The organism is Pseudofrankia asymbiotica, from assembly GCF_001983105.1.
GTDB lineage: Bacteria > Actinomycetota > Actinomycetes > Frankiales > Frankiaceae > Pseudofrankia > Pseudofrankia asymbiotica.
This window is the reverse complement of the sequence record NZ_MOMC01000021.1, coordinates 37,877-60,836: the sequence shown is the minus strand read 5'-3', so window position 1 is coordinate 60,836 and position 22,960 is coordinate 37,877. Positions and strand designations below refer to the sequence as shown.

Below are 22,960 nucleotides of genomic sequence, written 5' to 3'. Positions count from 1 at the left end.
AGGAGGACCGCCACTGCTGGCTGTCCGGCGCCGGATGCCCGGTAACGTGAGCGCCATGGCGGACACGATCGTGTGCCTCGAGGCTGTCACTGTGCGGCGCGACGGGGCGGCGTTGCTGTCCGAGGTCAACTGGTCGGTGTCGGCTGGTCAGCGGTGGGTGGTGCTCGGCCCGAACGGCGCGGGCAAGACGACGCTGCTGCTGGTCGCGGCGGGCCGGCTGTTCCCGACCGGAGGCGCGGTCGACTTGTTCGGCTCGCGGCTCGGCACGGTGGACATGCGTGAGCTGCGCTACCGCGTCGGCYTGGTCAGCCCCGCGCTCACCGAGACGCCACCGGCGGACGAACGGGTCCTGGACGCGGTGCTCACGGCGGCCTGGTCGGTGTTCGGTCGCGGCCACGAGCACTACGACGACATCGACATGACCAGGGCCGCCGAGCTGCTGCGCCAGTTCGGCTGCGGAGCGCTGCTGGGCCGCCGGTACGGCACCCTCTCCGAGGGGGAACGCAAGCGGGTCGCGATCGCCCGTGCCCTGATGACCGACCCTGAGCTGGTGCTGCTCGACGAGCCGGCCTCGGGGCTCGACCTCGGAGCCAGGGAGGCGCTGCTGCGTCGGCTCACCCGGTTCGCCGCCGACCCCACCGCACCGGCCATGGTGCTGGTGAGCCACCACGTCGAGGAGATCCCGGTGGGGGTGACCCACGCCCTCCTGCTGCGCGATGGCCGGATCGTGGCTGCCGGGCCGGTCGAGGAGACCCTGACGGCCGGCCCGCTCTCGGAGTGCTTCGGAATCCCGCTCGAGATCACCGCCGCGGCGGGCCGCTACGCCGCCCGGCTCGCCGCCCGCCCGCCTCGCCCGCGAGCCGCCGCCCCCGCGTGAGGACCGGGCTGGGTGCCGGCTGGTCGCCTGTCGGCGGTCCTCGACGCCCGTAGGCTGACCCCGCTTCCCGTCGGTTGTGCCGTCAGCGATGCCGTCGGCTGTCCCGTCGGTGACCGTGGTGCGGCCGCGAGCCGCTAAGCCGCCTTCTGCGGCGAGGTGACGGCCGCCCGGACTATTCTTGGCCACGCCTTCCCCGATAGGGCGCCAGTCGGCCGTATGGGCCGCTTTGGCCGCGCGTGCTCGTTGAATGCCGGGTCGTCGTGTCCCGCCCAAGGGGTCCTCGCGTCTTGTYGACACCGCGGGCTCGGCGGGCGGGGAGGGAGGCGGGGGGAAATGCCACGGCGCTCAGCACGTCCGCTACGTGTCGTCCAGGAGAGCCCAGAGGGCGCCGGCGCCGCGAACGTGGGCGCCAGCCTCGACGAGCCGCTCCCGTAGGGCGCGGTCCGAGGTGAAGGCCAGGACCGGTGGCTCGGCGTCCCCGGCCTCGGCCACGATCGCGTCGTCGCCCGCGCCATCCGCGTGAACCACGGCCAGTGTCACCTCGGCGGCGGATGGGCCATCCGTCTCCCCGTCCGGTGAACTCCTCCCGTCCGGACCCGCGTCGTCCGGACGTGTCCTGGGTGAGACGGCGCCGGATTCGACGCCCGCCCTCGCGGCGCCTTCCAGGATTAGTACGACCCGTGCGGGCGCCTCGCCCTGCCCGGCCAGGTCCGCCGGCCATTCGGCGGCGGCGAGGAGCCGCAGAACGCGCGCGTACAGCCGCGCCGCGGCGCCCGGCCGATCGCGCCACCATCCGTCGGGCCGAGCGCCCACCACGTTCGCCGCGTCGATCACCCAGGTGCGCGCCGCCATCACCAGGTGGCCACTCGGGGGAGCGGAATCGGACTACTCATCCGGTAGGCCATCTGGTAGCTGTTAGTAGCCCACCGGATGCGCGCGAAAGGCGCACTGGTGTGTGGTTCAGGTCGACGATGGGTCCAGTTTCCCATTCGTGCCATGAGGTTCCTGCCCTCTACCACCCAGCCAAAGCCTGGTCGATTGCGTCGACGCTGGGCCGGGAGCGCCGACAGTAGCGAGCCCAAAACCCGCCGGCACGGCCCACCGTTTGCCGGGCAATCGGACCGGACCGACCAGCCTGTGCGGTCCGTGTGGAGCACGCAGGCGGTGGCACCCATGCGCCCCTGTGGCCCATCTGCCCCCATCGCCGCGAACTTTCGGGTCTGAGATTCCGTTGACATGACCAGTCCTCTATCGTCCCCGCGTCGGCAGACTCTTTGGGTTCCGCTGACACATCCTCCTGACGGCCCGCCTTCCGTCGGCTTCGGCATCGTCACCGCCATCGCGGCCGAACGAGGAAGCTGGGCATCGGGGAGTCCTGTCCCGCTTGATGGACATCACACCCAGGGCCGAAGCAGCCAAACCGCCTCGTCCACCGATTCGAGGTGGTGCCGTCGGCCCGCCGGTTCGAAGCATGGGCGCGGCTGAAACGGTGGACTCGGCGCAAGCGGCGGGCAGCGGGCCTCGATCATGCCTTTCCGTGCACCTGGTTGGGCTGTCCGGCTTCCCACTGGCCTCGTTGGCGGAGTCAGGCTCTTGCGCGAGGCGTGTCCGTCCGCCGTGCGAAGCTCGGCATTCGGACGAGGACGGTCCCGCCAACAGACATTGCGGCTCTTGGGAAGCGAGCCGATCGGCTCGCGTACGAACAGGATCCACCAGCCCGGCTCGCCGGCTCGATCCAACCAGTCGTGACGCATCCGGGTGTTCTCGTGGTAATACTAGACGCGTGAGTTCTGGGATCCACTGACTGAAGGAGTGTGGCATGGCTCAGAAGACCATCGTCTCGTTGATTGACGATCTCAGTGGCGAAGAGGCCGACGAGACAGTCCGGTTCGGCCTGGACGGCGCGCAGTATGAGATCGACCTCTCCGAGAAGAACGCGACCAAGTTGCGTGAGTCGCTRGCCCCGTTCGTGGGTGCGGCCCGTCGTTCCGGTGGGCGTGCCTCTGGCAGCCGTCGTGTCGCGGCCAGGACGCCTTCTCGCCGTGGCGGCGGAACGGACCGTACCGCTGACATTCGTGAGTGGGCGCGCAGCAACGGCTACACCGTGAGTGACCGCGGCCGTATCGCCTCCAACATCGTCGAGGCGTACGAGAAGGCCCACTAGTCTGCTTGGGGTTACCTTGCTCGCCGCCCTTCGGGTGGTCGAGGTGGGGAGGCCCGTTCGCTGACCTCCGGTCAGCTTCCCGCGGGCCTGTGATATTGGTCCGCGGGGTGGCCAGGGCCCCGATGTCGAGCTCCGCTCGACGGAGCGGGCCTCTACCTCTAGGGCAGTTTGTGGGAGTTGTCTTCCGGGCTGGCCGGCGAATCGGGCGGGTGGCTCGTGAGGCTTCGCCGGGACGTTGCGAAGTGGCCGATGCCCGGTCGTGATCCGGACGTCGGCCTAACTCGACTCGAGTTGGCCGAAGGTCACGAGTCGGGGCGGTGGGCCATTCAGGGAGTCGGCGCGTCGGGCTTCTGCGCGTGGTGTGTGGGTTGCTTGGGGTTGGGCGCCGGTGGGCCGTGAGGAATGTGGGGGGCCGGCCCCCGGGCTCCCTGGGCTTGCGGGACTTGGTGTGACGGTGGCGGGCCGGCTGGTCGCGGGTGGGGCCAGCCGGCGTTGCTGTTTCTGGGCTTCTCTGGGCGTTCTGGTGGTGGCCGCGCTTTGGCCTGATGAGCCACCGACGCCGGCCGGTGACACGTTCGATGTTGCCGAAGGAGTCACGTCGGCTCTCCCGGTTGGCCATGCCGGCCAGATGGAGCGCCGGCCGTCGGCGAGTTTGGGCCGACTTTGTCGGCTTCGCGCGGTCGCGGCGGATGTCCGGAGAGTGAAGACCGGCCGGTCGGTCGCACGCAGGCACGATGAATCGTGGTCTGATCGATTCGTCGTCGGGCAAGGCGGAAGGCCGGCCGTTGCCAGGCGGAACGGCCGGCCTTCCGCCAGGCGGAACGATCAGATGGGGCGGTGCCGGCGCATCCAGTCCTCGATGTCGGGCACCGCGCGCGGAAGGTCCGTGGACAGGTTGCGGAATCCGTCGGTGGTCACGAGGATGTCGTCCTCGATCCGCACGCCGATGCCGCGCAGTTCCGGCGGGACCGTCAGGTCGTCGGGCTGGAAGTAGAGGCCCGGTTCGACGGTGAGGACCATGCCCGCGGCCAGCTGCGCGTCACGATAGGTCTCGTCCCTGGCCTGTGCGCAGTCGTGAACGTCGAGCCCCAGCATGTGTGAGGTGGAGTRCAGCGTGTAGCGGCGGTGGACGCCGGCGCCCGGTGCCTTTGGATCCTCCGACAGCGACTCGTCGACGCTGGCCGGTAGCAGGCCCCAGTCATGCAGCGCGGTGGCAATGACCCGCATGGCGGCGCGGTGCGGGTCCAGGAAGACGGCGCCGGGCCGGACCGCTTCTATACCGGCCTGCTGCGCGGCCAGCACGACCTCATACACCTTCCGTTGCACCTCGGTGAACTCGCCGTTGATCGGCAGCGTACGGGTGACATCCGCGGTGTAGAGCGAGCTGCTTTCCACCCCCATGTCCAGCAGCGCGAGCTCACCCGGGCGCACGGGACCGTCGTCGCGCACCCAGTGCAGGGTGGTCGCGTGGTGCCCGCACGCCACGATCGAGCCATATCCGACGTCATTGCCGTCGACCCGCGCCCGCCGCCAGAAGGTGCCCTCCAGCCAGCGCTCCCCGTTCGGCAGCGTGACCGCCGCCGGCAGCTCCATCACGCATTCCGTGAAGCCGAGCGCGGTCGCGGCGACCGCCTCCTCCAGCCGGGTGATCTCGAAGTCGTCCTTGACCAGCCGAAGTTCGGACAGTGCCTGGGCAAGTTCGACATCCCGGTTCGCCTCGGACGACCTGGCCGCCCGGCCGCGCGGATAGCACAGGACCGCGTCGTCGACTTCCGGGTCCACCCCGCGCAGGACCCGCGTATTCCCCGGCGCGAGCCGTGACAGCGCGCCCGGAAGCTCGGTGAGCGGCCGGCATTCGATCTCGAGCGCGGTGGACGTCTCCTTTACTCCCGGCCGTGGACCGACCCACAGCTCTCCGTAGCGACGGTCGGTGTAGAAGGCCGACGACGACCGGTCGGACCGGTCGGCCAGGTACAGCACGGCGTCGTGTTCGCCCGCGGCATTGGGCAGCAGGAGCAGCACCGCGTCCGGTTCGTGGCAGCCAGTGAGCCAGAAGAAGTCACTGCCCGGCCGGAATGGGTAGTCGGTGTCGTTTGCCCGGACGCGCGGACCACCCGTGGGTATCACGAGGGCTTCGTTCGGGAATCGAGTCCCGAGCAGGGCGCGCCGTTTGGCGCCGTAGGGCGCCACGTCGTCACGAGGAGGCGCGATGTCGGCGGGCGGCGCCCATCCGCTCGCCATAAACCGGCGGAAGGCCGCGTGTGGTTGCTCGTCGTGGCTCGCCAGTCTCTCCTCGCGCCCACCGGCGCTCTCCCGAACCTCCGCGGCGGCCGCGGCGGCGGCGGTCTCGCGCGGTGGCATTTCGGCGTCCCCGGGTGTTTCGGCGGTCATGGTCGGCTCCTCGTCCGGCGCGGCGGCCGATCCCGCGGCCCCGCCCGCGAGCGCGCCGGCCGTACGCGGCGAAGGTGAGCTTTCGACGGGCTGAGCACTCATGCCGTTAACGGTAGGCCGCGCGACGCCCGCCCGTGTCGAGAACTTCCGGCTGGTCATGGAGCGTCGCGCCGCGGTCTCCTTCCGACACCGCCGTCCGACTGGTCCGTGCGCGGATACCGTCATTTGTGGAGTAAGGACGGCGAGGCATGAGGTAGTCGGCTGGCCGACGCCCCGGGGTGACCCGGTCCGACCCGAATCGTGGTAGGCAGGGAAAGGGGTGCGGGCCCGCCGACGGGGCGGCTGGATCGGCGGCCCCGAATACGGCGCGGACCGGGCGGCCGGAACGGTTGATCGAAATCTTGACTCACCGTGGGCTCCATGTGTCCCATGGGGCGCGGAACTCACTTGGTCGGGATACTTCGGGCAGCGGCGGGGAGGCAGGCACGATGACGTGGCCACGTGAGCCTCGGCCGCCTGGCCGACGGGGGCCGTCCCCTCGGCCGGACGGCCGCGACCCTCGGCGGAACGGCCCGGATCGGCCCGCCGCCGGTCCCGGCGGTTCCCGCCCACGCGTGCCCGGTGGCGAGGCGGGCGCGGGTTCGGGTGGCGGGTCGAGGCGACCTGCGGACCCGCCGGCGTGGGCACACCCGGTCGCCGGTGCCGGCGGGCGCCCGCCCGGCGGCGACGGCGACCGTTATCGCGGCTATGGCGCCGGCGGCGAGTATGGCGGTGGCGGCCAGCGCGGCGGGTACCCGTACGGCGAACCCGCCGAGGACTATCCGATGGGCGAGCCGGCCCACCGGCCAGCCGACGGCGCGCGCCGGGCCGTGACAGCCGTCGCGGCGCTCTGCTCGCTCGCGGTCCTGGTGCTCGCCTGCACTGGCTGGGGCGTGATCCGGCACTACGACGGCAAGGTGGCTCATGTCGACCTGCGGCTGGACGCCGCCGACCGGCCGGCGGCCGCTGGGCGCGGCACCCAGAACATCCTGCTGGTCGGCTCGGACTCACGGGCCGGCACGGGCGGCGAGTTCGGCGAGGTCGACGGTCAGCGCTCGGACACCACGATCCTCGCTCATGTCGATCGAGACGGGTCGACGACGTTGGTCTCCTTCCCCCGCGACCTGTGGGTGACGATCCCCACGTACACGGGCTCCAACGGGACCACCCACAAGGCCCAGGACTCCAAGCTCAACGCGGCCTTCTCGCTCGGCGGTCCCGCGCTGCTGGTCCGCACCCTCGAGGGGCTCACCGGCATCCGGATCGATCACTACGTGCAGGTCGACTTCTCCGGTTTCCAGGCGATCACCGACGCGCTTGGCGGCGTCACGGTCTGCGTCAAGGAGCTGCCCGACTCGCTGCGCGCTCGCGGGTTCGACAATCTGCACGACAAGATGTCGGGCTGGTCGGGCCAGGTCGGCGAGAACCGGCTCGACGGGGTCAGCGCCCTCGCCTTCGTCCGCCAGCGCTACGGCCTGCCTGAGGGCGACCTCGACCGGATCCGTCGCCAGCAGCAGTTCCTCGGCGCCGTGTTCCACCGGCTCACCGCCGCCTCGACACTCGCCAACCCGGTCCGCATCCGTGGCGTGCTGAACGCGGCCACCTCGGCGTTGACGCTGGACACCACGACCAGTCTGGTCGACCTCGAGCCGCTGGCGCTGCGGATGCAGGGCATCGCGGGCGGCGGCGGCGGCCTGACGTTCGCCACGGTGCCGGCCGCGGCCGGCACCCGCGCGGGCCAGTCGGTGCTGCTGGTCGACCCGGCCAAGATCGACGCCTTTCTCGCCCCGCTGAAGTCCGGCGGCGCCGTCGCCGGCGGGACTCCCACGCTCGCGACTGGCCCGCCCGCCGCGCGGCGGCCGGCGGATGACGCGTCCCCGGTGCGCCGCGCCTTGCTGGCGGCCGGCTCGGCACAGCCGGCGGCGCAGCCAGCCGCCACCGCGTCCTGCACCTACTGACGCTCATCGGCTCCTGGCGGACCTGGGCGGTCCCGACCCCGGAGTGCTAGGAGTCCGACCTGTCCGGGCCATCCGGCCCGTCCGGCGAACCAGGTGGGGGCGCCGACTGAGGCCCCGGAGGGGGGGCCGCCGCCTCCGGAGGCCTCTTCGCGTCCCCCGCCTCCGTGCCGGTGTCGACATCATCGGCCGGCCTGCCGGCGCCGGCAGGGGAGTCGGCGCCGCGCTTGTCCAGTGCCCCGTTCAGCTCGGCGCCGAGGAGCACCGCGAGCGCGGTGATGTAGAAGAACAGCAGCGCGGCGACCGGCGCGGCCAGCGAGCCGTAGACAAGCTCGTTACCGAAGACCAGTTCCAGGTAGAGCCGAAGAAGGTAGCTGCCGAGCAGCCAGCCGAGGAGGGCGAATATCGCGCCAGGCAGGGCGTGCAGCCACGGTCGGCGTTGAGGCAGCGACTGGTGGTAGAGCGAGGTCAGCATCGCCAGCGCCAGCAGCCCCACAGCCGGCCAGAACACCTGCTGCAGAAGCATCTTGACGACGGGGTGCTGGTTCGCCCGCAACAGGTTCGCGAGCAGGCCCGGCCCGAGCACGAGAGCGGGCAGGATGACCACTCCGGTGAGGACCTGGGCGATGTACAGCCTCAGCGCCACCAGCCGGCTGCGCACCGCGGAGCGCAGGTCCCGCTGCCCGTAGGCGATCGTGATCGTGTTGACGTACGTCGCCATCGCCGTGGACCCCGTCCACAGCGACAGCACGAACCCGATGGAGATCACGTCGGGCCGGCCGCGCGAGAGGATCTGGTCGACGGTCGGGCCCACCACGTTGTCGACCACCTCAGGCGTCAGGAGGTCGGAGGCGCCCCGCAGCAGGCTGGCGCGGATGCTGTTGACCGCGTCGGAACCGAGGGCGTCGGCGATGTAACCGATCGTTCCCAGCAACGCCAGCAACAGCGGCGGCAGCGAGAGCAGCTGCCAGAAGCCGGCCTCGGCGGCGAGCCCCAGCACCCGGTCGCGCCAGGCGTTGGACGCCGCTCGCCCCGCCACCCGCAGCGCGGCCCGCCCGCGCCCGCGCGCCCCGGTCACCAACCGCCGTGTCGGAGCCTCGCCGGTCGCGGCGTTGTCGGCCGCGCGGCGGCCCCGACGGGACGCGCCGCCCCCGGGGCCCTCCCCGTTGATCTCCTGCCCCGCCATCCCCGTGTGACCATCGACCGCATCGACCGCATCGACCGCATCGACGAGGTCGCCGGTCGCGGGCCGGGTCTTCGCCGTCTCCGTGCGACCATTGGCCCCACCAACCTGATCGCCCGCGGATGCGCGGCCGTTCGCGCCTCTCACGTGGTCGGCGGAATCCGTCCGCGCGGGCGCCGCCACGGCGGACGTGCGCTCGTTGGCCGTGGTCACGGCCCAACGGTACGGGGTCGGCGGCTACCCGTTGTGGACGATGCGCCCATCGGGGCGGTGCCTCCACATCTGGAGTACCAGGTGCCCACGATGTGGGTGTATGAAGTTCGAGAGTTGTTGCCCGCGAGTGCCCACGTGCATATCCATGCCCATGTCCCGAGCTGTCACGCGACGATGGCTGGGGAGATGCCCTGGGCGTCCGGGGGTTCCGGGGTGATCTGGGGGTTCTGGGGTGTGGGGCGGCCCCGGGCCGCTCATGCGATCGTCACGGCGGCGCGAGCGGTGCTCGCGGCGTCGGACGGTGAGATCGCGAAGCCGGCGAGACCAGCGCCGCGCGAACCGGCCTGTGGCACGCCGCCCGCCCGGACGGGCCGGCCGGAAAACGACGAAGGGCACGCCCCGCCGCTGCGCGGGACGTGCCCTTCGAGGCCTTGCCTCGCTGTTCAGTTGTCGAACTGGTTCGTGCGGGTCAGCCGCCGACCGTGAGCTTGTCGGTCTCGTCGTGGTACTCGACGGCCATCTCGCGGAGCTTCGAGTCGTGAGACTTGGCGTGGTGCCGGCAGAACAGCAGGTCGCTACCGCCTGGAAGGACGACACGTACGTACGCCTGGGCGCCGCACCTGTCGCACCTGTCGAGGTTGGTCAGCGTCGGCTTGGTGGTAGTACCAGTCACACCCTCTCCAACTGTGTCCGGCGGCCAGACGTTCCAGCCTGGCCGTGTGATCGGTCCCTCACGTGTTGCTAGGACCGCCGGCCCTGCGAAAAGGTGCATGTTCGCAGGGCCTCCGGTCGTGCCGGCTGGAGTGGCGCCGTTGCGTCCAGAGCGGCCTTACCGCGTCCGTTGGGTTTCCCCGCTGGACCACCGGACCTCGCACCCGCCCTCGTCGGTCCGAGGCTGGCAGCCCACCTGGCTGCCGTTCTCGGGCCTACGGGCGACGGGCTCCGAAGACGATGTCATCCCATGCTGGCACCGACTTGCGCCCACGTCGACCGCCTCCGGAACGTTCCCCAGTCCGAGGGGCATTGCGTGGTCGGTTCGACGGCTGGGGCGTAGCCCCCTCCTCACCTTCCGTCGCGGCCGATCCGGGCGCACTGTCCTGGTTCTTCCCGGCGGATTTCTCCGTCTTGTCCGGCTTTTCGGTGGATTTCGGGGTGCCACGGCCCGCCGTCGCCCGGCTGCTCGCGGTGGTGGGAGTCTTCTTCGTCACGTCGGCCTCCGCCGGGGCCGGCTCGGACGCCTCAACACCCTCCTCAGCCGCCGCGGCCGTGACGGCCGTCACGTCGTCCCCTTGGGCCTCGGCCACCGGCTCGTCAGCGGCGGGCGGAGCGGCGGGGACGACGACCCGCTCGGCGGCGGACGGCGGCTCCAACCTCGACGGGCCGATCGCCGCCGAACCGGTGGCAGCCGTGGCCGCGACCGGCCTGGGGGCGGGTGGGGCCGGCTGTGGCGCGTGTCCGGACTCCTCGGCCATGGTTCCCCCGGCGACCGGCGCGAGGGCCTCAGCGGCCGTCTCGGCCGGCACAGCGGTGCCCTGGGCCGGCACGCCGTCGGGCGCCGCCGGGGCGGCCTCGCGCGGCGCCTGGTCGACCGGTGGCTGGACCGCCGTCGAGACCCTGGCGTCCTGGGTGTCCCGGGCGGGCACGACGGCGGGGCGCACACGCGGCTCCGGCCGGGCCGGCCCGGCCGCACGCTCGCGAGGCGAGGCGTCATGGCCGTCGCGCGCCGCGGCGGGCTCACCCTGGGGGGCAGCGGCCTCCCATGAGGTCTCGCGAGGCCGTCCGAGCGCGGGTTCGGCGTCCCGCGCGTCGGTCCGCGGGGCGAAGGCGGCGGCGGGCACATTCGGGGCCGGCCTTGACGGGCCCTGGGGCGTCGCGCGGACCTCCGGGCGCGGCGGGACCGCGGAGCGGGGCATCGTCCTGGGAGGCGCGCTGGCTCCGCGTGGTGGCGCGGTCGCGGGCCGCGGGAACGGCCGGGAGGCGGCGGGGGTCGGTGGATGCAGCTGGTCAGCCGGCTCGTCGAACAGGTCCGCGTCCAGGCCCATGCCGAGGTCGGGATCGTCGTGCCCCTGCCAGCGGCGCGGCTCCAGCGGCCGGGTCGGCCGCTGTTCCAGGGCCGGCGGTCTCGCCGGGCGGTGCGCCGCCGCGGGCCGGGCCGGGCGGGCGGCCGGCGGGTCGAAGGGCCGGCCGAGGTCGAGGTCGTCGGCCGTCGGCTGGCCGGCACCCCCGGCCAGGCGGTCCGGGAACTGGTACGCCGCGGCGGCGGGCGGCGCCTCCGCGGCGCCGGGCGGCTCGGCCCGCCCCGCGTCGAAGGGGTCGTTGAACGCCTCGTCGAACGACGGCGGCCCTCCGAAACCGTCGGCGTACGGCGAACCGGGGGACGGGGCGTCCGGCCGCCCCGCCGGCAGGTCGCCGTCGTGCGGCGGGGCCGCGGAGTGGTGGGCCGGGGCGAACGTGTCGGGCGGGTAAGGGTCCGTCGAGTACATCGCCGGCGGGTAGTGCTCCGGCGGCGGCTGGGGGCGCTGGTAGGCGGGCGGGACCTGGTAGCGGTCGGCGGGCTGGCCCGCGGCGTGGTCGAAGTCGTCGGCGCGCTGCCGCGCGGCGGGCGACTGGTGCTCCGCCGGGTGCTGCGCGGTCGGGTAGCGGGCCGTCGGGTGCTGCGCCGCCGGGTTGTGGGCGGTGGGGTTGTGGGCCGCCGGGTAGCGCGGCTCCTGGTGCGCGGGCGGGAACGGTGCCGCCGGCTGACCGGGGCCGGGGAAGGGACCGGCCGGGTCGTGCGAGTCCGGATATCCCGGCTCGGGATAGGACGCCGGCTGGGCGTACCGCGGCCGCTGCTCTGGCTGTGGGGTCGCCGGGTGCGCCGGAAGCGGGCGGCCGCCGGCCGGCGGCCGCGCGGGGTCCTGGACGAGCGTCAGCGCGGGTGGGCTCTGGCGGGTGGGCGCCGGGGTCGCGGCCCCCGGGGCCGCCGAGGCGGTGGGTGGGGCGTCGACGGGTTCCGGCGCGACCAGCGCGCGGGCGGCGTCGTCGTGGGGACGGACCCGGCGGACGACCGGATCCCAGGTCCACCGGGCGCAGCGGCTCTCGGACGTGAGCTGGACCAGCCAGATCCCGTCGACCCGCCGCCAGGCGTCCCACTGGGCGGCCTCCGGGTCGTCCTGCCCGGCCATCAGCCGCGTGTCGACCACCTCGCCGAGCGGCCGGCCGGTCGCGCCGCCCGGGTCCTTCGGCAGCAGCGCCGCCCTGGCCTCCTGCACCACCCGGGCACGTTCGGCGAGCACCGGGCCCTCGTAGCGCTCGACCCGTTCGACCGGGATGCCCGCGGCGCGCGCGACGTCGGCCGCGGTCTCGCCGGCGCGCAGCCTGGCCTGGATCTCACGCGGGGTCAACGCGCTCTCGGTGCGGACCTCGCTGCGCCGCGCGCCGCGCAGGGCCGCGCGCAGCCGGTCGTCGACGGGCACCCGAAACTGCTCGGCGTCGGCGCGGCCGTTCGCGTCGGCGAGCACGAGATAGCCACCGTCCTCGCTGAGCGCTACCGCCCGCAGCTCACGCATGGCGCCATCTCCTCCCGTCACCGCCGTGCCGCCCGCCCCGGGCCGACGCCTCGCCTGTCACTCGTCGCCGGCCAGGTCCCCGCCGAGCAGCGGACAGGGGACCGCCGCTCATCGTCCCGCGCCGCGGCCCCGCCGACTCCCGAACCCCGGACTTGCAGGCACCGGATCCCCCGCCAGGGAGGTGGAATCCGTCGACAGGACAGAGACCCGACTCCGGCTCGTCAGATCGTTGTCGCCGATCCGGCGAGAAGTCCGGGGAAGAGCGTGGTGAGCCTGGAGCCTCCGGGTACGGAAGACACGACCGAAAAGCATGGTCGCACCTCCTTTGGCCGGCTGGCCCGCACCGGGCACCGACACGCATAGTCTGCCGTCCTGACCGGGTCGCGGCGATGTTCGCCCGGCCGTCCGGGCGTGTCGCGTGGGCTCTGGGGGGGCCGGTTCGCTCCGCGTCCGCGTCCGCCAGAGCCCACGCGTGGCGGGCGCTTGGCGCCCGCCGGCCTGGTTCGGGGTCGGTATATGCGGTTGTGGTCGTTCTCGTTCGAGGTCAGGGACGGCGGCCGCCGGGCGGGCGGGTGGCCGGCGGGCGGCGCCGGACGGTGCGGGACGGGACGCGGGGACGCGTCTGGTCGATCCCGGCGGCCAGCGCCGCGCCGACGATCCCGGCGTCGTTGCGCAGCTGCGCGGGCACGACCGTCGTGCGCACGGTGAGCAGGTCCAGGAACTTGTCCGCCTTGCGGCTCACCCCGCCGCCGATGATGATCAGATCGGGCCAGAGCAGGTTCTCGAGAGCGGTCAGATAGCGGCTGACCCGCTTCGCCCAGTGCTCCCAGCTGAGGTCGTCGCGCTCGCGCGCCGCGTCGGATGCCCTGGTCTCCGCGTCGTGGCCGCCGAGCTCCAGGTGCCCGAGCTCGGTGTTCGGGATCAGCTGCCCGTGCAGGAACAGCGCGGTGCCGATGCCGGTCCCGAAGGTGGTCATCACGACCAGGCCAGGGACGTCACGGCCCGCGCCGAAGGCCATCTCGGCCACGCCGGCCGCGTCGGCGTCGTTGATGACGACGACCTCCCGGCCACCGAGCGGCTCGGCGAGGGTCGCGGCCACGTCGGTGCCGACCCAGCCCTGGTCGACGTTGGCCGCCGTCTGCGCGATCCCGCCGCGGATGACGGCGGGGAACGTCACGCCGATGGGACCCTGCCAGCCGAACTGCCCGACCACCTCCGCCACCACGGCGCCGACGGCGGCGGGCTCGGCCGGGCTCGGGGTCGGCAGCCGAACCCGCGGCGCGACCAGAGCGCCGTCATCGATCTCCACCGGGGCACCCTTGATACCGGATCCACCGATGTCGACCCCGAAGACCCGCATCCCGTTCCCTTCTGTACCCGACTCTGTACCCGACAAGGTCCGTCGCTGTGGGCGAGGCCGGCTCCCTGTCCCGCCACCGCGGCCGTTCCGCCATAGTCTTCCAGGCTGGATGACGTCATCATCACCGAGTGCCGCCACACAGCCATACCCTGGCAGGTGTGCAACTCATCGACACGTTCGGGCGGATAGCCACCGACCTGCGGGTGTCACTGACCGACCGTTGCACGTTGCGATGCACCTACTGCATGCCAGCCGAAGGAGTGCCTTGGCTGCCCGGTGCCGACGTGCTGACGGACGACGAGGTCGTCCGGCTGGTCCGGATCGCCGTCGAGGCTCTCGGCGTCACCGAGGTCCGGCTCACCGGCGGCGAGCCGACGCTGCGGCCGCGCCTCGCGGAGCTGGTCGGCCGGCTGGCGGCGCTGCGGCCCCGTCCTGAGCTGTCCCTGACGACCAACGGCCTCAGCCTCGCCCGCACCGCCGGCGCACTGCGCGCGGCCGGGCTCGACCGGGTGAACGTCTCGCTGGACACGACCAGCCCTGAGCGGTTCGTCGCGATCACCCGGCGGGATCGCTGGCACGACGTCGTCGCGGGGCTCGCCGCCGCCGAGGCCGCCGGGCTCGCGCCGGTCAAGGTCAACGCGGTCCTGACCCGCGGGGTCAACGACGACGAGGCGCCGAAGCTGCTGAACTGGTGCCTCGAGCGGGGCTACGAGCTCCGTTTCATCGAGCAGATGCCGCTCGACGCCCAGCACGGCTGGCAGCGCTCGACGATGGTCACCGCGAGCGAGGTGCTCGCCGCGCTGCGCGCCGAGTTCGAGCTCACCCCGGTAGGTGATCGCGGCTCCGCGCCGGCCGAGCTGTTCGCCGTCGAGGGCGGCCCCGCGACGGTGGGCGTGATCGGTTCGGTGACGGCGCCGTTCTGCGCGGCGTGCGACCGGGTGCGGCTCACCGCCGACGGCCACGTGCGCAACTGCCTGTTCGCCCGGGAGGAGAGCGACCTGCGCACCCCGCTGCGCGCTGGCGCGGGTGACGACGAGATCGCGCGGCGGTGGCTCGCCGCCGTCTGGGGCAAGCGCCCGGGGCACGGCATCGGCGAGCCGTCCTTCCGCCAGCCCGACCGGCCGATGTCCGCGATCGGCGGCTGACGGATGCCGGATGCCGGCCCGGCGTCCTGGGACGCGGTCGTGCTCGCCGGCGGCCAGGGGCGTCGCCTCGGCGGGGCGGACAAGGCCGCGGTGATGATCGGCGGGCGCAGCCTGCTGGACCGTGTGCTCTCCGTGCTGGCCACGGTCGAGCCGGGCGTCGGCCGGGTGGTGGTGGTCGGGCCGGACCGGCCGGGGCTCGCCCGCGCGGGCGTCCTTCTGGCCCGGGAGGATCCGCCCGGTGGCGGCCCGGTCGCGGGGATCGCGGCCGGCCTCGCCCACGTTCGCGCGCCGCTGGTCGTGGTGCTGGCCGTCGACCTGCCGTTTCTCGGTCTGGCCTCGCTGGCTGAGCTGCGCGCGGCGGTGACGGCACCGCCATGCGGGGCACCGCCGGCCGGGGCGGGCGCGGCTGGCGACGTCGACGTCGCGCTGCTCGTCGACCCGGCCGGGCGGGACCAGACACTCGCCGCCGTCTGGCGCTCGGCGGCGCTGCGGGCGGCGATCCCGCCCCGGCCCGCCGGGGCCGCGGTGCGGGCACTGCTCGCCGGCCGGAAGGTGGCGCGTGTCCCGGCGGACGCGCTTAGCTGTCTGGACTGCGATGCCGAGCCGGACGTGGCCGCGGCGCGCGCCGCGGCCGACAGGACGGGTCTGTGACGTGCCGGAACGGCTGAGGTAGCGAACAGGAGGGCGAGGACGCCGGTGAGCGAGCTGGACGACTGGGTGGTCAGGGCTGGCGACGCGCTCGGACTGGATCCGGCGGCGATCGACGTCCCCGAGCTCCTCGACCTGACGCGCGACGTCGCGCACGGGGTCGCCCGCCCGGCGGCGCCGCTGACCGCCTTCCTGGTCGGCCTCGCGGCCGGCCGCGCCGGTGGCGGTCCAGCCGACGTCAGCGACGCCGTAGCCACCATCAGGGCCCTGCTCGCGGGGCCCACCGGCGGGTAGGCCACAGCGCCGGGCGGCTGGCGCGGCGCCAGTCCTATGGCATCCGGAAGCTGCCGGTGTCGTCCAGATAGCCCCGCATGTCGATCGACATGGTGTGCATCATGTCCTCGTCCGGTTCCGGCTCCGGCGCGTCGTCCCAGCCCTCGTCGTCCCAGACCTGGTGCCGCCAGCCGCGCCGGCGCCGGTCGCCCGCGGCGGCCGGCCCGCGGCCGGGCTCTCGCCCGTAGCCAGGCTCGTCCTCGGCGGGCACATGGTCCGGGTACTCGTCGTAGCCGTCGGGGCCGGGGCCGTCCTGGTGGTCCTCGGCGTAGTCGTCGCCCGGCGCGCCGCGCCACTCGGCCTGGCCTCGGCCGTCGACACGCGGCGGCTGGTCAGGGTAGCGGGGGCCGGGCGCCCCCGCCCGCCCGCCGCGCGCCACGTCGTAGCGCTCATCGGTCCCGCGGCGACGGTCGTCCGTGCCGTAGTCGTCCGTGCCGTAGCCGTCCGTGTCCCGGCCCGGGGTGGGCTGGCCGGCGGGATACCGCCTGGCGGCGTCGGCGCGGTCATGGCCGGCCGGCGGGCCGACGCGGCGCTGGCCGGCGTCGTGCTGGCCGCGCGGGGGCGGAGCGAACGCGCCCGCGCCCGGCACGTCGGCGCGCCCGGGGGCGGAGGGGTCGAAGCCGGCGTCGAGGTCGTCGGCGTACGCCCTCGCGTCCGGACGGCGCCGGTCGTCCCACTCGTCGTGCCGGGCCGCGCCGGCGGGGGGAGCGGGCTGACGGCGCCCTGGCCGCCTCGGGTCCCCGACGGGAAGCTGTTCCGTCGCGTCGTCGGGCTCGTACCGGCCAGCCTGTCGATACCGGTCCGCCGGCATCGGGGGCGTGGATGGTGCGGGCCGCCGGGACCGGGCCGGGGGTACCCGCCGGTCGGCCTCCTGGTCGTAGGGCGGGCGGTCGTCACGCCGGGTGGGACGCGGCCGCGCGTCGCGTGCTGGCACGTCGCGCTCCGGCCGGGCCGGGGCGTTCCTGGGCTGGCGGGGGCGCGACCCGGTGGCGCCGGCGGCCGCCCTGGCGGGAGCGGGCACCGGCACGGCCGCGCGGACCACCAGCGCGAGAACGACGATGACCGGCAGCGCGACGAGCACGGCGAGCGGGCGCCACAGGGTGACCCCGACGAGGGCGAAGACCGCGACCACGGAGAAGACGCCGAAGGCGTGCCGCGAACGCCCGTCGTCCGACGGCCGTGGGCCGCCTCGCGTGCCACGGGCCTGCGCCCTGGGCGCGGCTCTCGACGCGGGGGCGTCACGGTACGTGCCGTTGTCCCCGGCTGCCCGTGTACGCGCCATGTCGACCAGTGTGCCCTACCAACCGCCGGCGCGGCCGGGTGTGCCCTGGGGGGGCGATGTCCCGGCGGCGTCCGCCGCGTGGGCTGGCGCGTCCGGGCGTCGCGCCCGGACCGGCCGTCCGCGCGGCGACGGCGCGTGGTTGTGCTGTTTCGGGTGAAATGCTCGGCCGGGCCGGCTGGAGCTTCGGTCCCGGTAGAAGACGTCGACAAGGACGGCGAGTTCGCGACGGAGAGTGCGGGCAGGCGCGGGTGCCTCGGGGTGGCCTCTCCACACGTCCGGTGGCGGCGTCGTACAAGCCGTCGCATGGTGGTGTCGTCGCCGTGACTGTGAGTGAGTAGGAGTGTCGCGGAGGTGGGTGGAAACCGCGTTTCGCCAGGTGTGTGCGCATCGATGCCAATAGCTTTAACGTTGTGTTAAGACACTGATTGACCATGGCTCGGTGCCGCATCATGGATTTGCCTCGTCGGTTGTGTGGAGGTTTGCCGTGGTCGCGCCAGGAGCGGGTCGGCGTCGTGAGACGTGGTCCGTCGTCAGGGTTGCCGTCGCCGGTCTTGTGGCCGGAGCGCTCCTGCTCGTGTCCGCCTGTGGATCCGCGAGCGACAAGTACGTGACGAACAAATCGGCCGGCGTCTACGTCAGGCTGCCCGACGGATGGAGCCAGGCGCGGGTCCAGGAGCCGTTGCTGATCGGCCTCGACGCGCGCCAGCTGAGTCCCGAGATGTACAGCCTGCTGCGCCAGATCGACTGGCTGACCGGCATCGACGCATCGGGCAACGAGAAGCCGGACGTCTTCAACCCGGCCGCCCAGCAGCCAAACGGGTTCATACAGGTCCGCCAGCTGCTGCCGGAGGAGGCCAAGAGCATCTCCACGAATGACCTGCGTGACCTGGTGGTGCCGATCGACCAGTCCCAGGCGGCCCAGGACGAGCTGGTCCGCAAGGACCCGGTCTCCGCGCGGTTGCAGCCGGCCTTCCTGCTGATCCTCGAGGAGTCGGTGAAGAAGGCCAACGGCGTGCACGGGGTGCACCTCGTCTACCAGCTCTCCACCTCCACCGGCCTGGTGACCTTCGACCAGACGAGCCTGCTCGACAGTCAGCAGACCGTCCTTTACCAGCTCGTCATGACGTGCACCGCGCTGTGTTACGCGCAGTACGGGTCGTCGGTGACTTCGGTGCAGCACTCCTTCACGGTCAACCCGACGACCTGACGAGCCCGGCTCGCGCCGGCGTGAGCCAGGCGACGAGCGGGTGTGGCGACGAACTGCCCGGTGACGGATCTGACCCCCGTGACAGACCACGAGAACTCACGAGACCGACGGACCCGCCAAACCGACGAACTGACGAAGCGACGCGGACCTCCCAGATCGCGGACCTCCCAGATCTGCCTCGCCGGTCCGGCAGGAACCCCGTCGCCGATCTGGACAGGAATCCCGGAGGGCGACAGCCATGGACCTATCCGACCTCCCGGGCGGCCCCGTGGGCACGGCCGCGGACGGCACGGCCGAAGTGGCCGCGGCCGCGGCCACGGGCGGGCCGCCGTCCGCCGACCCGCCGCCGGTGCGCAAGCCGGCGGCGCTCTGGGACCGGATCAAGTTCCTTCTCCTGTTCGGCGCGCTGTTCCTGTTCGTCGTCGCCGCGCAGGTCTCCGGCAACCCGCTGATGACCTGGGGTGACGCGTTCGGGATCGAGGCGCGGAACAGCTGGTGGCTGCTCGCGCTGATCGGTGTCGAGGCGGCTCGCCAGGTACACATGTTCATCGGTGAGCGCTCGTCGCGGTACTACGTGTTCTGGACCGACCGGGTGTTCGGCCGGGCAGAGAAGCGGATGCAGCGGCTGGACGACTGGAACCGCTTCCGGGCGAGCCGGGCGGCGAAGTGGATCGTCACCCTGCTGGTCGCGCTCTTCATCTACGCGCGCGTCGTCCACACGTCGATGCTCGACGCGGTGGTCCGGGTGCCCAGCGACCTCTGGGCCGCCATCCCGCTGCTGCTCCAGGTCGTCCTGCTGCTGGTCATCGTGGTCGGCCAGTTCGTCGCGATCTTCTGGTTCATGTCCAAGGGCGGCGTCGAGGTCTACTACCCGGACGACGTCAAGACCCGGTTCACCGACGTCTGGGGCCAGGACCACGTGGTCTCCCGGGTCAAGGAGAACGTCTTCTACCTGGAGCACCCGGAGGAGATCGAGGGCAAGGGCGGCTACGTCCCCGGTGGCATCCTGCTGTGGGGCCCGCCTGGCACGGGCAAGACGCTGCTCGCCGAGGCCGTCGCCGGCGAGACCGGCAAGCCCTACGTGTTCATCGATCCTGGCGCGTTCCAGGCCATGTTCATGGGCGTCGGCATCCTGAAGGTCAAGTCGCTGTTCCGCAAGCTGCGCAAGTTGTCGCTGCGCTACGGCGGCGTCATCGCCTTCTTCGACGAGGCGGACAGCCTCGGCAACCGCGGCCAGCTCGCCCAGGGCTTCAACCGCGGGTCGGAGCGGGCGGCGTCCTCCCGCCGGAGCACGCACCTGGGCGCTCAGGGCTGGCGAGCGCCCTCGTACGCGGACGGGCTCGCCGACCTGGCCGGCTGCAACGGCCTGCACTACCTGACCGACCAGGCGAGGGCCGAGGTGGTCGGCCACCGCGCCTCGGCGGCCGGCGGGCTGGGCTTCGGCGCCGACGGGCCGGTGGAGCCCGGTGGGCGGACGGTCAACCGGGTCATTGCCGGCGGGATGGGCGGTATGGGCGGCGGTGACATGGGCACCCTGCAGGCGCTGCTCGCCGAGATGTCCGGCCTGAAGAAGCCGCGCGGATTCCTCAACCGCGTCGTGCGGCGTGCGCTCGGGATGAAGCCCAAGCCGCCGCCGAAGTACCGCATCCTGATCATGATGGCCACCAACATGCCGAACTCGCTGGACGAGGCACTGCTGCGGCCGGGCCGCATCGACCGGCAATACGAGGTTGGCTACCCCAGCAAGGCCGGCCGGATCAAGACATATGAGGGTTACCTGGCCAAGGTGAAGCACGAGCTCACCGACCAGCAGGTCGAGCGCCTGGCGACGATGAGCACCGAGGCGACCGGCGCCACGATCAAGGACACCGTCAACGAGGCGCTCACCCAGGCGATCAAGKACGGCCGCGAGGTGATCACCTGGTCGGACATCCTGCGCGCCCGGGTGATCAAGGAGYATGGCCTGCCCGACGACCACGAGCACATCGAGCGGGAGCGGCACAGCATCGCCCTGCACGAGGCCTGCCACGCGGTCGTCGCCTACCGGCTGCAGCGCGGCCGGGCCATCGACATGGCCACGATCGAGCGGCGCGGGGGCGTCGGCGGCTTCGTCGCGTCGGTGAAGCTCGAGGACAGCATGTTCATGTGGAAGTCCGAGATCGAGACCCAGGTGATGGTGTCCCTCGCCTCCCTGGTCGGCGAGCGGATGTTCTTCGACGGCGACAACACCGTCGGCGTCGGCGGCGACCTGCGGAGCGCGACCTACCTCGTCGCCCGGCACGTCTCCGGCTCGGCCATGGGCAAGACGATCTCCTCCTGGATGTCCATGGCCAACGTCATCCCTGTCGAACAGCTCGCCGTGGACAACGACCGGCCGTTCGGAGAGCAGGTCGAGGAGCGGCTCCAGGAGCTCTACCGACGCACGGAGCAGGTCCTGGAGGCCAACCGCCGTGAGGTGCTCGCCCTGACCCACGCGCTGGAGACGCACAAGACCATCTGGGGCGAGGACGTCGAGGCGATCATCGAGGGCAGCGCCGGCCCGACGGTCGATGGCCGCCGGTACCACGAGCCGGAGTTCCTCGACATCGCCGAGGAGTACCACGACAGTGCGCTGAGCGCGCACCGCGGCACGAACGGGAGTGAGCTGCGCGATCTGCCCGAGCTCGACCGGGTCGCCGCGACCACCACCGACCGGAAGCCGTCCTCGTCCTCCTCGGCGGTGGCCGAGACCGACTGAGGCGGTCCGTGGCCGCTGGGGCGCGGGCGGGGGAGCGCCTCGGAGGGCTCAGGTGGACGGCAGGGGCCGCGCCGACGGCTTTCCCGACGGCGCCTGCTCGGCGGGGTGAACCGTCGCCGTGGCGGTGGAGCACGCCGCCTCGGCCGTGGCCCCGACCGCGACGGCGTGCTTCCCGGCCGCGTGCTCCACGGCGGGGAAGCCCGCGGCCACCGGGGCCACGGCCACCGGGGCCGCGACCTGGCGCGCCTCGATGCGGCGCAGCGACGCGAGGCCGATCAGGGCCGCCGCCACGGCGGCGACGCCGGCGAGCACGAGGCCCGCGCGGGCGCCGAAGACCTGGGCGATGGCGCCGGCGATCGGGCCGCCCAGCGGGGTGGTGCCGAGGAACGCCATCGACCACAGCGCCATCACCCGGCCGCGCATCCGCGGCTCGGCCGACAGCTGGACGGTCGCGTTGCCGGTGGCGATGAAGGCGACGCTGGCCGCGCCCGTGACGACGAGGGCCGCGACCAGGACGACCAGCGACGGCGCGGCGGCGGACAGCAACAGCAGGGCGCCGAAGACGCCCGCGACGGCGACGAGCGAGCGCACCCCGGTGAGCCGGCGGCGGGCCACCAGCAGGCCGCCGGCCACGGCGCCGGCGCCCATCGCGCCGGTCAGCAGGCTGTAGGTCGCCGCCGTGCCATGGAAGGTCTCCCGCGCGACCAGGGGCAGCGTCACCTGGAACTCGTAGGCGAGGGTGCCCGTCAGGACCATCATCGTCAGCGGGATCCGGATACTGGCGGTGCGCACCGCGTAGTGGAAGCCCTCGCGGATCTGGCCCGGTGCCCTGGCCACGGGCGGGTTCGGGCGCAGCGCCGAGCGGTCGAGCCTGGCGAGCGCGACCAGGATCGCCGCGAACGACAGTGCGTTGAGGATGAAACACATCCCGTTGCCGACGAGGGTGATCGTCGCTCCGGCGATCGCGGGGCCGACCACCCGGGCCGCGTTCATCGTCACCGAGTTGAGGGTGACCGCGTTGGGCAGCGTCTCCGGGCCGACCATCTCCTGCACGAAGCTCTGCCTGGCGGGATTGTCGACCGCCTGCGTGAGCCCGAGGCAGAGGGCGAAGACGACCACCATCCAGAGCGTGACCACGTCCGTGATCACGAGGATTCCGAGAACGGCGGCGAGCAGGGCCTGGAGGCTGGCCGTACAGCTCAGCAGCCGGCGGATGTTGGTCCGGTCGGCGACGAGGCCGCCATAGGCGCCGAAGACGAGCACCGGCAGGAACTGCGCGGCGGTGACGACGCCGAGCAGCGTGCCGCTCGCGCCGAGGGAGAGCACCAGCCAGCCCAGCGCGATCGTCTGCATCCAGGTACCGCACATGGAGATGATCTGGCCGGTCATGAAGCGGCGGTAGTTCGGCACCCGCAACGCGGCGAACGTCCCGCCGGAACGCGGCGAGGGCCGGTCGCCGATCGTCGTGCCTGTCGTCCGTGCCTCGGCGGCGCGCGGGACTGGCGGGCGGCGTGAGCCGGCGGTGGATCCGCTCTCGGTGGACGGGCGACCTGGTGAGCCGCCGCTCACCCCCTGCGTACTCATCGCCCTTTCGCGTTCCAGTCCCCGCGACAGCATCAACACACCTCCACCCCCCAGAACGCGACCCGGCAAGTAGTTATTTCGCAGCAGGTAACTACCTTGCCTCGGCGCCGGTCGTTCGTTGCGGGGGATGGTGATTGCCCTTTGGATCACCTACAATACGAACATACGTTCGAAGTTCGACCATGCCTCCACCCAACCGGATCGCCCCTCGGAACGGCACGCCGCCAGCTACTTCCCGCATGGGCGGTCAACCAGCCGTGCCCGACGGGCAGGGCCCTCGGGCGGCGGCATCAG

The 22,960-nt window shown here is 72.9% G+C and carries 16 protein-coding genes; 8 read left to right on the top strand and 8 right to left on the bottom strand.

Annotated features, from left to right (window positions below; translation table 11 throughout):
- Positions 1-55 precede the first annotated feature (55 nt).
- On the top strand, positions 56-877 hold the full coding sequence (locus BL253_RS11585) for an ABC transporter ATP-binding protein (RefSeq protein ID WP_076816300.1): 822 nt from the start codon (positions 56-58) through the stop codon (positions 875-877).
- Between the two features lie 357 nt (positions 878-1,234).
- On the opposite strand, the gene BL253_RS11580 is transcribed toward BL253_RS11585, so the two are convergent.
- Positions 1,235-1,729 (bottom strand): hypothetical protein, encoded by a 495-nt coding sequence (locus BL253_RS11580; protein WP_076816299.1) that lies wholly within the window; start codon positions 1,727-1,729, stop codon positions 1,235-1,237.
- 967 nt (positions 1,730-2,696) lie between these two features.
- Between BL253_RS11580 and BL253_RS11575 the strand changes: the two genes are divergently transcribed.
- Entirely contained in the window at positions 2,697-3,041 is a 345-nt protein-coding gene (locus BL253_RS11575; protein WP_007518406.1) for a histone-like nucleoid-structuring protein Lsr2, read from the top strand.
- A gap of 825 nt (positions 3,042-3,866) precedes the next feature.
- Here BL253_RS11575 and BL253_RS11570 read toward each other — a convergent pair.
- On the bottom strand, positions 3,867-5,282 hold the full coding sequence (locus tag BL253_RS11570) for an aminopeptidase P family protein (protein ID WP_076816297.1): 1,416 nt from the start codon (positions 5,280-5,282) through the stop codon (positions 3,867-3,869).
- 764 nt (positions 5,283-6,046) lie between these two features.
- On the opposite strand from BL253_RS11570, the gene BL253_RS11565 reads away from it, so the two are divergent.
- Entirely contained in the window at positions 6,047-7,429 is a 1,383-nt protein-coding gene (locus BL253_RS11565) for an LCP family protein (protein ID WP_076816263.1), read from the top strand.
- Positions 7,430-7,475: 46 nt separating this feature from the next.
- Here BL253_RS11565 and BL253_RS11560 read toward each other — a convergent pair whose 3' ends face one another.
- From BL253_RS11560 to ppgK, 4 genes are all read right to left on the bottom strand, one after another.
- The gene (locus BL253_RS11560) at positions 7,476-8,612 is read right to left on the bottom strand and encodes a YhjD/YihY/BrkB family envelope integrity protein (RefSeq protein WP_081438241.1); all 1,137 of its coding nucleotides are present in this window, start codon (positions 8,610-8,612) and stop codon (positions 7,476-7,478) included.
- A gap of 679 nt (positions 8,613-9,291) precedes the next feature.
- Positions 9,292-9,495, bottom strand: a complete 204-nt coding sequence (locus tag BL253_RS11555; RefSeq protein WP_007518414.1) for a DUF7455 domain-containing protein — start codon at positions 9,493-9,495, stop codon at positions 9,292-9,294.
- Between the two features lie 253 nt (positions 9,496-9,748).
- Entirely contained in the window at positions 9,749-12,370 is a 2,622-nt protein-coding gene (gene sepH / locus BL253_RS43665; RefSeq protein ID WP_076816259.1) for a septation protein SepH, read from the bottom strand.
- Between the two features lie 544 nt (positions 12,371-12,914).
- The gene (gene ppgK, locus BL253_RS11545) at positions 12,915-13,730 is read right to left on the bottom strand and encodes a polyphosphate--glucose phosphotransferase (protein ID WP_076816257.1); all 816 of its coding nucleotides are present in this window, start codon (positions 13,728-13,730) and stop codon (positions 12,915-12,917) included.
- A gap of 158 nt (positions 13,731-13,888) precedes the next feature.
- Between ppgK and moaA the strand changes: the two genes are divergently transcribed.
- Genes moaA through BL253_RS40255 form a run of 3 tightly spaced genes read left to right on the top strand, consistent with a single transcriptional unit; the run spans position 13,889 to position 15,817 of the window.
- Positions 13,889-14,875 carry a GTP 3',8-cyclase MoaA gene (gene moaA / locus BL253_RS11540; RefSeq protein WP_076816255.1) on the top strand — a complete coding sequence of 329 codons (987 nt, stop codon included), beginning with the start codon at positions 13,889-13,891 and terminating at the stop codon, positions 14,873-14,875.
- Between the two features lie 3 nt (positions 14,876-14,878).
- Positions 14,879-15,526, top strand: a complete 648-nt coding sequence (mobA, locus tag BL253_RS11535; protein WP_076816253.1) for a molybdenum cofactor guanylyltransferase — start codon at positions 14,879-14,881, stop codon at positions 15,524-15,526.
- A gap of 45 nt (positions 15,527-15,571) precedes the next feature.
- On the top strand, positions 15,572-15,817 hold the full coding sequence (locus tag BL253_RS40255) for a DUF6457 domain-containing protein (RefSeq protein WP_076816252.1): 246 nt from the start codon (positions 15,572-15,574) through the stop codon (positions 15,815-15,817).
- Positions 15,818-15,851: 34 nt separating this feature from the next.
- Here BL253_RS40255 and BL253_RS42245 read toward each other — a convergent pair whose 3' ends face one another.
- Positions 15,852-17,138 (bottom strand): hypothetical protein, encoded by a 1,287-nt coding sequence (locus BL253_RS42245; protein ID WP_076816250.1) that lies wholly within the window; start codon positions 17,136-17,138, stop codon positions 15,852-15,854.
- Between the two features lie 607 nt (positions 17,139-17,745).
- On the opposite strand from BL253_RS42245, the gene BL253_RS11520 reads away from it, so the two are divergent.
- Both BL253_RS11520 and BL253_RS11515 read left to right on the top strand, forming a co-directional pair.
- The gene (locus BL253_RS11520) at positions 17,746-18,345 is read left to right on the top strand and encodes a hypothetical protein (RefSeq protein WP_241834716.1); all 600 of its coding nucleotides are present in this window, start codon (positions 17,746-17,748) and stop codon (positions 18,343-18,345) included.
- A 238-nt stretch (positions 18,346-18,583) separates the two neighbouring features.
- Positions 18,584-21,082 carry an AAA family ATPase gene (locus BL253_RS11515; protein ID WP_076816247.1) on the top strand — a complete coding sequence of 833 codons (2,499 nt, stop codon included), beginning with the start codon at positions 18,584-18,586 and terminating at the stop codon, positions 21,080-21,082.
- Between the two features lie 48 nt (positions 21,083-21,130).
- Here the strand turns inward: BL253_RS11515 and BL253_RS11510 are convergent, their stop codons facing one another.
- Positions 21,131-22,666, bottom strand: a complete 1,536-nt coding sequence (locus BL253_RS11510) for an MFS transporter (RefSeq protein ID WP_198946242.1) — start codon at positions 22,664-22,666, stop codon at positions 21,131-21,133.
- Positions 22,667-22,960 lie beyond the last annotated feature (294 nt).